13 protein-coding genes are annotated in these 13,813 nt (G+C 47.3%); all 13 read right to left on the bottom strand.

The window, feature by feature from the left end; translation table 11 throughout:
• Nucleotides 1-4 precede the first annotated feature (4 nt).
• Entirely contained in the window at nucleotides 5-751 is a 747-nt protein-coding gene (locus tag AC58QO_RS23410; protein WP_497269742.1) for a TerC family protein, read from the bottom strand.
• A gap of 218 nt (nucleotides 752-969) precedes the next feature.
• On the bottom strand, nucleotides 970-1,551 hold the full coding sequence (locus AC58QO_RS23405; RefSeq protein WP_497269740.1) for a TerD family protein: 582 nt from the start codon (nucleotides 1,549-1,551) through the stop codon (nucleotides 970-972).
• Between the two features lie 38 nt (nucleotides 1,552-1,589).
• Complete coding sequence (locus AC58QO_RS23400; protein ID WP_497269738.1) at nucleotides 1,590-2,189, bottom strand: TerD family protein; 600 nt, start codon at nucleotides 2,187-2,189, stop codon at nucleotides 1,590-1,592.
• Between the two features lie 190 nt (nucleotides 2,190-2,379).
• Nucleotides 2,380-3,273, bottom strand: a complete 894-nt coding sequence (locus AC58QO_RS23395) for a creatininase family protein (protein ID WP_497269736.1) — start codon at nucleotides 3,271-3,273, stop codon at nucleotides 2,380-2,382.
• The gene (locus AC58QO_RS23390) at nucleotides 3,254-4,234 is read right to left on the bottom strand and encodes an aldo/keto reductase (RefSeq protein WP_497269734.1); all 981 of its coding nucleotides are present in this window, start codon (nucleotides 4,232-4,234) and stop codon (nucleotides 3,254-3,256) included. The genes AC58QO_RS23395 and AC58QO_RS23390 overlap by 20 nt, the downstream gene beginning before the upstream one ends.
• Before the next feature lie 201 nt (nucleotides 4,235-4,435).
• On the bottom strand, nucleotides 4,436-5,788 hold the full coding sequence (locus tag AC58QO_RS23385) for a TrkH family potassium uptake protein (protein ID WP_497269732.1): 1,353 nt from the start codon (nucleotides 5,786-5,788) through the stop codon (nucleotides 4,436-4,438).
• Nucleotides 5,789-5,818: 30 nt separating this feature from the next.
• Nucleotides 5,819-6,619: a sugar phosphate isomerase/epimerase family protein gene (locus AC58QO_RS23380; protein ID WP_497269730.1), complete on the bottom strand. Its 801-nt coding sequence runs from the start codon at nucleotides 6,617-6,619 to the stop codon at nucleotides 5,819-5,821.
• A gap of 87 nt (nucleotides 6,620-6,706) precedes the next feature.
• The gene (locus tag AC58QO_RS23375; RefSeq protein WP_497269728.1) at nucleotides 6,707-7,894 is read right to left on the bottom strand and encodes a glycoside hydrolase family 76 protein; all 1,188 of its coding nucleotides are present in this window, start codon (nucleotides 7,892-7,894) and stop codon (nucleotides 6,707-6,709) included.
• Nucleotides 7,895-7,918: 24 nt separating this feature from the next.
• Entirely contained in the window at nucleotides 7,919-8,785 is an 867-nt protein-coding gene (locus AC58QO_RS23370; protein WP_497269726.1) for a carbohydrate ABC transporter permease, read from the bottom strand.
• A gap of 12 nt (nucleotides 8,786-8,797) precedes the next feature.
• The gene (locus AC58QO_RS23365; RefSeq protein WP_497269724.1) at nucleotides 8,798-9,685 is read right to left on the bottom strand and encodes a carbohydrate ABC transporter permease; all 888 of its coding nucleotides are present in this window, start codon (nucleotides 9,683-9,685) and stop codon (nucleotides 8,798-8,800) included.
• A 58-nt stretch (nucleotides 9,686-9,743) separates the two neighbouring features.
• Complete coding sequence (locus AC58QO_RS23360) at nucleotides 9,744-11,081, bottom strand: ABC transporter substrate-binding protein (RefSeq protein WP_497270021.1); 1,338 nt, start codon at nucleotides 11,079-11,081, stop codon at nucleotides 9,744-9,746.
• 68 nt (nucleotides 11,082-11,149) lie between these two features.
• On the bottom strand, nucleotides 11,150-12,379 hold the full coding sequence (locus AC58QO_RS23355) for a glycoside hydrolase family 125 protein (RefSeq protein ID WP_497270019.1): 1,230 nt from the start codon (nucleotides 12,377-12,379) through the stop codon (nucleotides 11,150-11,152).
• Between the two features lie 287 nt (nucleotides 12,380-12,666).
• A complete protein-coding gene (locus tag AC58QO_RS23350) occupies nucleotides 12,667-13,797 on the bottom strand; it encodes a GntR family transcriptional regulator (protein ID WP_497269722.1) in 1,131 nt (376 codons plus the stop codon).
• Between the last annotated feature and the right edge of the window lie 16 nt (nucleotides 13,798-13,813).

Raw genomic sequence — 13,813 nt, 5'->3', positions numbered from 1 at the left:
ATTCTTATGATTCTTTTACAGATCCAGACTTGTCCTTTTTGCGAAGCATGCTTAGAATAATCGTTCCTCCGAACAAGGCAATAATGACGGAGAAGAAGATCACGTGTGAGATGTGGAAACCGAATGCTCCAGCAATCATTTTAAGACCAATAACGATAATTAAAATAAACGCTGTTTTTTCCAATTCCGGTATCTTGTCTATGAGCTTCAAGAAGACTTGTGCCACGCCTCTCATCATGAGAACGCCTAAGATACCACCAAGGAATAATACCCACACCTTGTCACTTACACCAAATGCAGCCAACACGCTGTCTACACTGAAGGCAATATCCATGATTTCTACCGCAAGCACCGTACGCCAGAAGGAAAGACCTTTGTTCTTGACTTCCCCGCCTTCATCGTTGTGTTTCTTCAAAAAGAGATTACTATATGCAATCCAAAGTAGATACGCGCCCCCACCTACCTTAATCCAGGTAATCTGTACTAAGAACGTACCAACACCGATGGCGATAAATCTAAATATGTAAGCACCTAACAAACCGTAGAATAACGCTCTCTTCTGCTGTGCTTTCGGTAAGTGCTTTACCATCACGGCTAATACTAGCGCATTATCAGCGGAAAGTAATCCTTCAAGAAGAACTAGTGTTCCGATAATCCCCCAGTTTACGGGATCTGTAAGTGTAGCCGAGAGCACGTCCCAGCTAAAAAAATTCATGAAATTATCTACAAAACTTTGAAAAAAGTCTGACATTAAGGTGGACCCCCTGTTTTATTAGCTGTTTCTCATGATCTAGCCCCATCTATATCATTCTCCGAATATAACGTACATTGTCCTCGGAGCATTGATTTCCAATTCATAACACAACAAAGCTGGTCATGTGAACACCATTTCTCGAGTCGAATTGATTCAGAAGAGTAGGGAAGGTGATGCTTAGAAAAGCACCACCCTATTTCATTAAGACTTGAATCTTAGGAAGTTTGCAAACCGTAATCGCGTGCCAACCCTGCAAGACCGTCTTTGTATCCGCTGCCGATTGCGCTGAATTTCCACTCACCGCTATGACGGTAAAGCTCACCGATCACAACACCTGTTTCAACGGAGAAATCCTCGCCAAGATCGAAACGAATCAATTCCGCGCCAGATCCTTCGTTAAGTACACGTACGTATGCGTTGGAGACTTGTCCAAAATTTTGCGATCTTGCTTCTGCATCATGAATCGTAATACAGAAAGCAATTTTTTCCGTTTCTGCCGGTACCGCACTCAGATCAACGCTGATGACTTCATCGTCGCCATCGCCAGCACCCGTACGATTGTCACCTTTGTGTACGATAGAACCGTTCGCGTTTTGACGATTGTTGTAGAAAATGAAATCAGATTCATTTCCAACTTTACCCGCAGCATTCGCTGCAAAAATGGAAGCATCCAAATCGAAATCCTTGCCGCCATCGTATTTGTTCGTATCCCAACCAAGACCAACGATAACTTTCGTCAAACCTGGGTTTGTTTTCGTCAAATCGACTTTCTGACCTTTAGATAATGAAATAGACATTTGAATAACCTCTCTTTAAATAAGATTTGGCTGTGCCATTATTGATATCTTTTCACCAATTGTCCAATGGTTGTGTCTGTACTGCCTTCACCAATTGCACTGAATTTCCATTCGCCGCTATGGCGATAAATTTCACCAACAATGAGGGAAGATTTGCCTGAATAGTCGTCAGATAAGTTAAACTTAACTAACTCTTGTTGATTCGAACCATTCAATACGCGAATATAGGCTGATTGAATAAGACCGAAATCTTGCTTTCTATTCACACAGTCATAAATATTCACGACGAACACGATCTTACTCACATCCGCGGGAACTTGTCCTAAATTAATGGTAATCTGCTCATCATCGCCATCACCATCGCCAGTACGGTTGTCACCAGAGTGAACGACTGAACCATCTGGGCTTTGCAGGTTTGCAAAGTAAACCACGTTTTTCTCTTTGGTTATTCTTCCCTTTTCATCCAATAGGAGAACGGACGCGTCACAATCGATTTGAACCGCTGTCTTCTTCGAACCGAAGAAACCCTTTTTCTCAACAACAGCAGGATCCCAACCTAACCCAACCACAACTTTAGCAAGACCTGCGTTACCTTTTGTTAAATCGACTTTTTGACCTTTGACCAAACTAACTGTCAACGAGGTCACCTCCCTTCGCTTACCTGTTTTAGTGAACTCCCTTATCTGATACGCATGAAATTGAATCACGTTTCACTTTCCTAGTTAAATTATTTGTGAATTCGACTTCTGCAGTCATAATTCCCCATAATTCATAAGAAAAGCAGCCACAGAAAGCTCCTAGGCTGCGTCTTCGTCTTATTATAACATTTTACAACATCTGGTATTCAAAAATTTTCCACTGGGATGACTCTGACACACTCTTCTGACCAGAACGAGGTCGTGATGTGACCCATGGTCCTTGAAGCTTTGCCTGTTCCCATATGAACTCCGTTTCTTCATAGGAGAGCAGCCTAGGCAGAGAAGGGACTTCGCTCCGCTGCAAGATAGCGGCATGATCTGTAACAAGCCCGCACAGCTGCGCCAAGCATGCCTCCATGATGCGGGCACCCTGCTCCGCACTCGCCTCCATCGCATCTTCGCCAAGTGCTAAGCGGCCGCCTGCTCCTTCTTCGGTTTGTCGCCTAAGCTGGGAGAAATCAATCAGCTCGGGATGTAAGAACATGAGCTGTGAAATCTCATATTTCCCAGCGTGATCACCCTGAAATTGATCCTGGACAAGCTGAACATCGGTACCGACCCAGATCGTTACCCCCGTCTCCCGCATGAACACTTCGCTTACTCTTCGGAGGTCGAGCTCATTCCCGCCACCATGCCCGGTCAGGACAACAATGGATCGAAAACCCGCTCCTGCGAACGCTCGCAATTGATATAAGAAAAAATGCAGCAGCACATGCGGTGGCATGGCGGTCATATGCGCCTGCTCCTCGCCGACTACCTCCTCCAGCCACTGGGCATGATAGCCTGACTCGTGAATGTGGTAGCTTAGTGAGGGCGCAACGATCCCTCCTGCACGCTTAGCTGCTTCCACACAAAGCCATTCTGCCTTCAACGTGTCTAACCCGAGTGCGCTAATCTGACCATGCGGTTCGCAAATGCCTAACGGGAGATAGACGATGGGGCAGGCGGATAGCCGCTGCTTAAACTCATAGGGCAGAAGCTCTGACCATAGCACTTTCATAAGCTTACCAGAATTTCGTGTCATAAAAGTTTCGCACCCACCGATGGTATCTCCGTATTTCTTCGAATACGTCAGCTGGAAGCGGAGCTTTCGATAGCGCTGCAATGTTCTGAGTGGCTTGCTCCTGTACATGCATGGAAACAAGCGCTGTCGTTACAGCAGGATGCTGCAAGACGAATTTAATTGCCAATTCAGCAAGACTATCGGCGTAATCAGGAATGAATTTACGTAGGCGATCAACCCGTTCGATATACATTTCGCGCGGCACATATTCGAAGTAGGATTTCCTATAATCGGTATTCTCGAATTGCGTATCTTTCGTTAAGAAGCCTGTCAGACCGCCCTCATCCATCACACAACGAGCGAGAAATGCCACTTGTTGCTCCTCACAGAATGGAATTAAGCAATCGAGCGGCAGTGGATCGAAGATGTTGAATACGGTCTGCACCGCATCAATCTTACCGCTCTGTACAAGGCTAAGTGCGATATCATGACGTTGATCTGGAATGGAGATACCAATGAAACGAATCTTTCCTTCCTCTTTCAGACGGAGTAATTCTTCCATCCAGTAGTCCTTCTTATCCCATTGCGGCCAATATTGGTGGAGCTGCATAAGATCGATCGTTTCAAGCCCCAGCTGCTTGAGTGAAATTTCGGTGCTTTCACGCAGCCAGCCTTGCGGGTAAGCGGTTTCAACAGGGATATGCGTTCCCCATCCGATCGACCCAGGCCCTAGGGATTGTATTTTCGAGGTGACAAAAGGACGTTCTCCCCGCCACTGCTTCAGTGCCAGTCCGACAATTCGTTCCGACTCTCCATAAGCGCGCGCTGTATCAATCAAGTTGACACCTTGCTCCAAGCTATGCAGCACAGATTGAATCAAATAGGCTTCGTCAAAGGTACCGAATGAACCGCCTAAGCCCATAGCTCCAAAGCCAAGTCGTGAAACCTGATCGGTTGATCCCGCAAAACGTGTATATTTCATAATTGTATGAACCTCCTCTTGCCCTCAGGGATGATTGCTCTCAATACTACCAATTATACGGAGCAAGAAGAGGCCTGTAAGTATCCAAAACTAACAAAGTTGTACCCAAAAACACACAAGAGACGTAACCTGCTCACACATGTATCAACAGAAAACCGAGGCAGATCAATGATCTACCTCGGTTAATATTCGTATAGCGGATCACCCGATGATCAGCTTCTCCTCCGGATACCGGATGAGCGGTTTCTTCTTCCCATTGGTAAATAGGGAGTAAAACAGGAACAGCCCGATGCGTCCGATGAACATAAGCACGATGAGCGTAATTTTACTAGCACTGCTTAGCTCGGTTGTTATGCCCGTGGATAAGCCGCATGTTCCGAATGCCGAGGCAATCTCGAAAAGAATAGCGGACACTCCCCAACGATGCGACTCCGCTAGCAGCAATACGAATACTCCGGCAATAACCAATGCAATACCGGTGAGAAAAAACACAAAGCTCTTAAGCGAGTCCTCTTGGGAAATCGTCCGCCCAAAGATCTTCGGCTCCTTCTCCCCGCGCGCATAAGAAATCAGTGCCAATACGATAACGGTCACCGTCGTCGTTCGTACTCCGCCCCCCATACTTGATGGGCTTGCCCCAATAAACATCAGAATGGAAAGAAGCAGCAAGCTTGCTTCTGTAATTGTGGACATATCCAGCGTTGTAAGTCCCGCGCTGCGAGAGGTAACCGATGTGAACAATGAGCTGAGTATTTTCCCATGCCAGCTCATCTCAGCCAAAGCATGAGACCTCTCCGACAACCAGAAGCCAGCGGTACCGAACAGCAGCAAGACGGATGTCGTCGCAACCGTCAGCTTGGTAAACAGGGAAAAGCGGAATTTGGTATCTCCCCTCCGCAAATATTCTCGTAATTCGGCAAGCACAGGAAACCCGATGCCTCCCAGTATGATCAAGAACATCGTGAGTACTTGGACGAAATAGTCTTCCGAATAATCGAGCAAGGAATTACCAAACAGATCAAACCCAGCATTCGTGAAGGCCGAAATGGTGTGAAACATCCCATAGTACAAGGCTGACCCAATGGACTCATACTTGCCGGCAAAGTAGAAGTACAGACCAAAAGCCAACGTACTTATGGCTTCCAGAATCAGCGTAAAGCCCAGTACGAGCTGCATTAACTGAACCAATCCCGATAGATTGTTGCGGTTCTGGTCAATCATAATCATTTTGCGCTGGAGCAGCCCAATTTCCTGCCTGAACAGTAGCCAATAGAAGCTTCCCAGCGTCATAACGCCGATACCACCGAACTGAAAGGCAATGATGAGTACACCAATGCCAAAGCCGCTTAGCGTATCTTTGATGCCTACAGTCGTCAGGCCAGTAACGCTAACTGCGCTTACTGACGTAAAGAGGGCGTCCACAAAGGAGATTGTGGCGCCCGGTTGTAAGCTGATAGGTAATTTAAGAAGGACGGCAATAAGAAGTATTCCAATCATATAGGCGATAACAATAAGTCTTGAGGCAGGCATTTTCTGTATTTTTCTTAGCAGCATGATGTTTTCCTTCAACTGAGAGTAGTAGGATTAGATACTCTTATATTGTCCTTTGAAATGTTTTCCCATCCAAAGGCAGACTTCCCATAAATCTGCAACAGGTTGATTCGTGAACGGCAAGGTGTGCAAATATCCTGGAGGCCCAAACTCTGGCGTAAAGGTAACTGTCGTTCTGCCTTGCTCCTGGTGCGTTTGGATGATGCTGTCCCACCAGCTCAAATGCCGCTGCAATTCATGCGCATACTCTGGTGCTCGCGGATCTGGTACCTGCGGTCCCTGTGCGTAACCTACGCGGCCGTGAATATGCTGAACGCGTGAGAAGGACTTGCGCAGATTCTCTTCTTGACTCTCAAGCGTAGTCTCCGTTACACAGCACCAGTGGCTGTAATCAGCTGTTAGCTTGATCTCAGGCACTGCATCCAGCAGCCTGCCGGTTTCCCAAGGATTGAACAACGTGCGACCACGGTGAGTCTCATGCCCAATCGCAATCCCATATTGCTTCTCAATAGCAGCAGCTTCACGATAGAATGCGACTTGCTCTTCAAATGGCATAGCATCCTTGCCGCTGTGTGAAGTAATGCTGGTGGGGCGAAATGTAACCGCACGTGCCACTTGCTCTCCAAAGGAAGCAATGTGGTCAGGCCCAGCGGTAAATACCATGGCTATATACTCCAGCTGATGTTGTTCTAACAGCTTCCGGAACTGATCTTCATCGGCAAGTGTCGGCATCGGTGCCTCGATTCCCACATACCCTGCTGCTGCAATTCGCTCAAACTGGGACTCTAGCGAACCTTCCATGCCCCACAATGCTTTAAATAATTTGATTTCCATCTTCAATAAGCCCTCCTCATCACAATCAATGAGTCAAGCTTAAAGCATCTTACATTATTTGACTAGTGCAAATTTTTAACCTATCCCTCAATAGACAAGCAATCCCTTCTTCTCTAATACAGCCAGTCTCTCCAACAGCATGACGCCGCTTAGATTAACGCTTAAGTCCTCCGCTGGTTCCGGCGAAGTGGCCCACGACTTGCTGAACATCATGCGTTGCTCATTTCTCCCGTAAGCCCAGAGGCTATTCGCATTGGTTACTAAGAGGTCAAGGGATTCCTTTTGACTGGGGTCCACTAGCACGAGTTCGGCCAAATAGCGGACAAATATGCCCTTGAACAGGCCGCCATCGCCATTGCTTTCACTAGGCAGCATGCCCGTGATCGGGCTGGTCAGTCTAGCTTTCGAAGCTTGAGCGGTTCGCGATGCATCCGCCAAATAGACCTTATCTCCCGTTGCTCGGAACAACTCAACGCCCGCTCCTATGTAAACACCTTGGCAGTAAGAGAACTCCCAGCTCTTATCGATCTTGCCGTCGCCCTCACGGTTCTTCCCGTCCCATACGAAGCCAGACTCGGGATCCACGAGGTTCGCCTTCTGCCAGTCGTAGATCTTACGCGCCCATACCAGGTCTTCCGCATTGCCAAACTGCTGATACAATCTAGCGGCTAGGATGACAGCTGGGGCATTCGCCGGTGTATTCTTATAATCCATCTGCGGCTTACGCCACGCAATACCCCCGCCTTGCTCCTCGTTCCACCCTGTCTTAATATCTTCCCATAGCAGCAGTGCCGCTTGTTTATACTTGTCTTCGCCTGTCGCCTCATAAGCTCGAAGCCATGCTATCGCTAGCCATTCCATATCATCATAGAAATCATTGGGCCAAGCCCCGCCGTTGCGATCTAACATACCTTGATACATATTGGCCAAATAGCCTTTAACTTCGCTTTCTCCCGTTCTTACATAAGCATCCACCAGCGTATCTACGCCATGAGCTTGCCACCAATAGTGAAATTTCTCATTGCATAAATCGTTGCATGGCGATAAATTATCGAATAAGTTCCGCTTGCTGTTCCAATATTGCTTCATTAACCCTGCTTGCGCCAATGCTGCTCGATTCTCCCAGGTTTCTGTCTTGGCTTCTTCATTCATCTGTCCGTCCGTCACGATATGTTCATTCCCCATGTTCATCACTCCCCAGATCGCCACTATGATTATCCCTATCCCGACAGCCGCTAGGGCTATTCGCATGCTCCATCGTTTGTTCAATCGCATTCACCTTCGAGTCTGACTTGCGTCTTATCCCTTGGTCCCTGTAAAAGCAATCCCTTGTACGAAATACTTCTGTAAGAGGAGGAAGAGGATCAGAATGGGAACGACGGCAATTAAAGCCCCTGCCATCAAAGGTCCGAAATCAACCTGCTTGTTATACGTAAATGCAGCTAAGCCTAACTGAATTGTTTTCTTAGCGGGATCGTTCAGCATAATGAGCGGGCCGAGGAAGCTATTCCAGCCTGCCTGAAAGGTGAAAATGCCTAATGTCGCCAAAGCCGGCTTCGCGAGCGGCATATAAATGTTCCAATAAATGCGCAGCTCCCCGCTCCCCTCGATGCGTGACACCTCTTGCAAATCACTTGGTAAGGATACGAAAAACTGCCGCATGAAAAATACGGCGAATGATCCCGAAGCTCCTGGCAAAATAACCGCCCAGAACGTATTCAATAGTCCATTCCCGCCTCCGCCAAGCCAGTCATTCCCGCCAACGAAGGGGATATGCTTGAGCACAAAAAACTGCGGGATCAGGGTGACGACACCAGGAATCATCATGGCGGCGAGCAATATTTTGAACATCGTATCACGGCCTCTGAATCGAAGCTTAGCGAACGCATACCCGCTCAATGAACCTAACAATAGGTTAAACAGTACGCCCATAAAGGCCAAGTAAAACGAATTCTTGAAATACAGTCCAAACGGGACTAAGTCGAAAGCTTTCGTGTAATGCGAAATCGTCAAGCTGGAAGGAATCCACCTGATCGGCAGCATGAAAATCTCTTCATCCGGCCTAACTGAAGTGACCAAACTCCATACAAAAGGGATAACCATGACTAGGCAGACTGCGATGGAAATGAGGTACAAAATCGTCGTATACAAATAATTGGGTTTCATTGTCCATCCCTCCTACAACATGGCATCTTCTTCTTTGTTAAGCTTCATATTCATAAGCGAGAATACTAAGATCAGAAGCGATAAAGCGAAAGCCATTGCGTCGGCATACCCCATTTGCAACTGCCCAAATCCTTGCTGATAAATATAGTACACGGTCGTCTTGGTCGAGTTTGCAGGACCACCTTTGGTCAAGACATAGGCTTGATCGAAGAGCTGAAGAGCGCCAATAATCGCCATCGTGCTTACAAAAAAAGTCGTCGGCCTTAGAACAGGCCAAGTGATGTAACGGAACGATTGCCAACCATTCGCGCCATCCAGCTTCCCTGATTCGTACAGATGCTCGGGAACACCGTTCAGTCCGGCTAAATAAATGATCATGTTCGCACCAACGGATTGCCATAAGGTCACGAATACGATGGAGATCATCGCATAGGGCATTTCTGCCAGCCACGAGGGTCCAGTAATGCCAACTTTACTCAGCAGCTCATTCACAAGTCCGAACTCAGGATTCAGCAGCCAAATCCAGACCGTTGCAGCTGCAACGCCTGATGTTAGCGTTGGTAAATAACCTGCTGTGCGGAATAATTTCACACCGATCCGTTTGCGCATAAAGAGCACAGCCATGGACAACGAAATGGCGATATTCAAGGGAATATACAGCACCGAATAGAACAACACATTTTTCAATGTCGTCCAAAATGTAGGATCATCCACGAGTCGCTTATAATTTGCCAAGCCTACAAAATCATTTTTGCTTACGATGTCATAATTCGTAAAGCTCAGGTACAGCGCCATAATCACGGGAATTACGGTAAATATGACAAACAGGAATATTGTCGGCGTAATGAAAAAATATCCCATTCTTGCTTGATGCCGGCTAAGCTTGCTGACGGATGCCATAGATTTCCTCCTTACAAGAAAGGGGAAGGACAGGATCACCTTCCCCTTGTGCATCTATTTACTTACCTGCCGCGTTCTGATCCAGCAGCTTATCTCCTTGTTCTTGCCCCTTTTTCAGCGTCGTTGCCGCGTCCTGTTTGCCTTGAACGAATAGATCCAGATTCGGCATCAAGCCATCCACTTCCATGACGGAATAACCAGGGTGCTGCGGACGAATCTTCGCGAATTCCAGCGTATCCATGAATGGCTTCCAGTTCGGGTCATCCTTGAAGAACGGATCCTGCATCGCTGGCTTGAAGCCAGGAAGGTTCATACTTGTTTTGGCCCAAAGAAGCGCATTGTCTTTATTCGCTAACCACCATTTCTCGAATTCCCATGCCTCTTCTTTGTGCTTAGAGCCCGCAGGGATCACGAGACCGAAGCCGCCCATGACGCTTCCTTTGCCGCCTCCAGGTCCAGTTGGTGGAGGAACAACACCGAAATCAAGCTCTTTGCCATACTTTTTATACGTAGACAACATCCAAGGACCTGTATAGGTCATCGCTACTTTACCTGTGACGAAGGCATCGGTGCCTTCCCCTAACCCTTTTTCAAAACCAACTTTATATACCTTATCTTTGTTGATCAGTTTATCCCAGAAATCCAGTACCTGCTTACCTTGGTCATTGTTGAAGTTCGTTTTCTTCATATCGCTAGTTACCATGGAGCCGCCTGCTTGCTGCAGCCACATATTGAACAGGCCATTATCATTCATCGACATCCCAGATCGAACCAGCTTATCGCCTTCCCATACGGTCAACTGCTTAGCCGCGTTCTCCAGCTCTTCCCACGTTTTTGGCGGTTGCAGCCCTTTTTCAGCGAATAATTTCTTATTATAAAAGAGTGCTCTTGCATCAACTGTTAAAGGAAGACCGTACAGTTTATCGCCAGCAGACAGTTCTTTAAGCGCTTCATCGTAGTAATCCGTTCGCTTAATGTTATCTCTCTTCATATATTCATCGATGGGATGAAGAACATTCTTGGAGGCGTAGAGGGAAGTCCGCCATCTATCCCAGAACATCACATCCGGAGAACCGCCCGAGGTCGCAGCAGTCAGAAATTTCGTAATCATGTCTTCCTGCAGTACGTATTTCACTTTGATTTTGTCCTGTGACTTATTGAAGACATCCGCCATCATGACGAATTGCTTCTCACCTTCTCCACCCCAGTCACCCCAAAAGGTGATTTCTACCGGTGCTTTAGCGGCTGGTGCAGTTGACGCCGAAGTTGCGGGTGCCGTCGTCCCCTCAGGCTTCGTAGTTGCAGTCGTTTGATTCGTGTCTGTTTTCGATGAACATGCTGCTAAGCTAAGCGTTAGTGTCACTACGGTAATGACAGTCATCCATTTTTTCATGATTCTTCCTCCCTTTATATGAAAGACTACTTTTTCCATGCCTATGTTAAAAGGGGTTACCCCCACATAACCTAGCTTGATGACCGAACTATTTGCATAATCGAAAGACCACACACATCCAAGACCAGTTCACTAAACATCGCGTTTGCCCACGAGAACCAAGGTCGCGTAAACTTCTCAGGATCGTTCACATGAAAGCCTTCATGCATAAATCCTGTTCCTGCATCTGTAGCTGCTAATAGATCCAATAGTCGAAGCTTTTCTTGTTGGCTAGAAGCCGTAAGTCCTTGAATCGCAAGTGAAATCGGCCATATGTAACGCTCTGGTGTGTGCGGACTGCCAATGCCTTCCGCAGCTTTCCCCTGATAAAAGTAAGGATTCTCTTCACTTAAAATGAAGCTCCGCGTGCGCTGATAGGTCGGATCTGATATGTCCGTGTAGCCTAAGTAGGGTATGGAGAGCAAGCTGGGGACATTGGCATCATCCATTAGATGGTAGCCTCCGAGGCCGTCCGTCTCGTAAGCGTACATGACACCTAACGAAGGATGCGGGATGGTTCCGTATGCTTCAATGCCATCTCTAATTTCGCCGGCTAATTGAAGGGCTTCGTCACTTACCGCTCGATCCATCCAAACTTTATCCGCGATCTCGGCAAGGTAGCCAAGCACCACGACGGCGAACATGTTCGATGGCACCAAATAACCATATGTGCAAGCGTCGTCACTAGGGCGAAAACCAGACCAGGTCATGCCGGTATAACCAACTTCGCTGCCAAGTCCTTCTCTTGTTAAGGTATCTGTAGGTGGACAGTTCATCCGTTGGAAGCGATAGGTGGAGTGGGTTTCATGCGCTTGCTCTACTCGCCAAAGCTGAAGTATGGAAAGAACGGCTGCTCGATATTCGTGAGTAAAATGAGAGGTTCGGCCCGTTACCTTCCATAAGAAGTAACTGAGCTGAATGGGGTAGCAGAGAGAATCAATTTCATATTTACGTTCCCAAATCCATGGGCTCATTGGTGTGATGTCCTGCTGGTGGCCTGCGCCATGGGGTTCTTTATTGAAGGCATTCGCGTATGGATCAAGCCCAATATACTGAACTTGCCTCCTCACGACACCTTCAATCATATCGGCGATGAGGGGATCTTTTTGTGCTAGCAGGAGATACGTCCGAACTTGGGCTGAAGAATCGCGCAGCCACATAGCTGGTATGTCACCTGTTATAACGAACGTTGAACCGTCTTCCAGCTGCCCAATCGTGGTTTGAAATGTATTCGCGAAGCATTCGCCAAACATGGCAGCCAGCTTCGGCCGATCTAGCTAATAAAGTTCTTTACTAACATGTTCAATGAGATTGTACATAGATGTCGGCAGCATAGCAGATTTCCTCATCGGGTGAATCATCCCCCTTAACTTGGAAATAAAACGCTTACATTTATGATTATAGGCGACCGTCTAAGATTATGTCAATATGTATTTATTATATTATTTGCATACCATTTAATTTAATTAATATATCAATCAATAAAAAAGAGATTGCTAGGTTAGCAATCTCTGGTGTAGGTTTATTATTAGGCTGCATGGTGTTCCGGTCATCTAGCTGGACCTGTCGACTCTCCGATGATCAGCTTGGCATCCAACGTCGTTTTATTCGACACCTTCTCGCCGCGCTTGAGCTTCAGCACGTTCTCAACAGCCAGCTTACCGATTTCATCCTCATTCTGAATCATGTGTGTAAACCGATAGCCGCTGCCCAGCGTAGTTGGTGGACTATCGAAACATAGGATAGAAATGTCCCCTGGTATCTGGAGTCCCATTTGCTCCACCGCTGCCTTAGCTAGCAAGGCTATATTATATTCCATCGCGAATAAGGCTGTAATGTGCGGATTGCTCCGCAAATGCTCCTTGATCATGTCAATATCTTGATCAATGTTGGGCTGATGAAACGAATTCGGAAGTGTCGACGTAATTTCGTCCAACCACAGGGATCGGTCCACGAGAACTCCGCGTTCCGCATGAGCGCGTACGAAGCCTTCGATCCGATCTTCGATCGCTGTTGTATCCATCGGCGGCGGCGTAAGTAAGCAGATTTGCTTATGGCCCAAATCAAGCAAATAATCCGTACCTGTGCGCGCAGCACTGATGTTATCGGTACTGATCGAAGCCGCAGCTACGCCTTTGAGGTGACGGTCCACCAGCACTAACGGGAACTGCTGAATGACTAGCTTCAGGATTTCCGCATTGTAGAACTCCCCTTGCGCAGGAAATACAATGATCCCGTCCACACCTAATTCGAGAAACGAGCGAATCGCTTTCTCTTCATTCTCAGGCATGCCGAATGAACGGCGCAGCACAAGGAAGCTATCGTTGTCGGCCGAGGCACGCTCCATGCCGTAAATCATTTCCGTTCCGAACGTATTGCCGAAATCCGTGATGACCAGGCCAATCAGCGTATGTTTGGCCCGATCCTCGGAAGACAACGCTTCTGCAGAAGGCTCGCTTTCATCCGCAACAAAAGAGCCCTTCCCCGGCTTCCGGACGATCAGTCCTACTTCCGCCAGCATTTCTAATGCTTTTTTACTCGTGATCCGGCTCACGTTATAGTCATCGGCCAATTCCTTCTCAGAAGGAACGCGGTCTCCAATGTTATATTTGCGTTGTAGAATCTCTTCCCGCAGCGTTTCATAAATCCGCTCATAAATGGGTCTTGAATCTGTCGACATTGCTCCCCACTCCCTA

The sequence above is a fragment of the Paenibacillus sp. J31R30 genome, from assembly GCF_059692115.1.
This window is presented reverse-complemented; position numbering and strand designations above follow the sequence as displayed.

Bases quoted from the DNA above. Each gene is read 5' to 3' on its own strand.
- AC58QO_RS23375 (WP_497269728.1), bottom strand. From the start codon at position 7,894: ATGCGATTGAACAAACGATGGAGCATGCGAATAGCCCTAGCGGCTGTC.
- AC58QO_RS23385 (WP_497269732.1), bottom strand. From the start codon at position 5,788: ATGCTGCTAAGAAAAATACAGAAAATGCCTGCCTCAAGACTTATTGTT.
- AC58QO_RS23410 (WP_497269742.1), bottom strand. From the start codon at position 751: ATGTCAGACTTTTTTCAAAGTTTTGTAGATAATTTCATGAATTTTTTT.
- AC58QO_RS23370 (WP_497269726.1), bottom strand. From the start codon at position 8,785: ATGAAACCCAATTATTTGTATACGACGATTTTGTACCTCATTTCCATC.
- AC58QO_RS23395 (WP_497269736.1), bottom strand. From the start codon at position 3,273: ATGACACGAAATTCTGGTAAGCTTATGAAAGTGCTATGGTCAGAGCTT.
- AC58QO_RS23390 (WP_497269734.1), bottom strand. From the start codon at position 4,234: ATGAAATATACACGTTTTGCGGGATCAACCGATCAGGTTTCACGACTT.
- AC58QO_RS23405 (WP_497269740.1), bottom strand. From the start codon at position 1,551: ATGTCTATTTCATTATCTAAAGGTCAGAAAGTCGATTTGACGAAAACA.
- AC58QO_RS23380 (WP_497269730.1), bottom strand. From the start codon at position 6,619: ATGGAAATCAAATTATTTAAAGCATTGTGGGGCATGGAAGGTTCGCTA.
- AC58QO_RS23350 (WP_497269722.1), bottom strand. From the start codon at position 13,797: ATGTCGACAGATTCAAGACCCATTTATGAGCGGATTTATGAAACGCTG.
- AC58QO_RS23365 (WP_497269724.1), bottom strand. From the start codon at position 9,685: ATGGCATCCGTCAGCAAGCTTAGCCGGCATCAAGCAAGAATGGGATAT.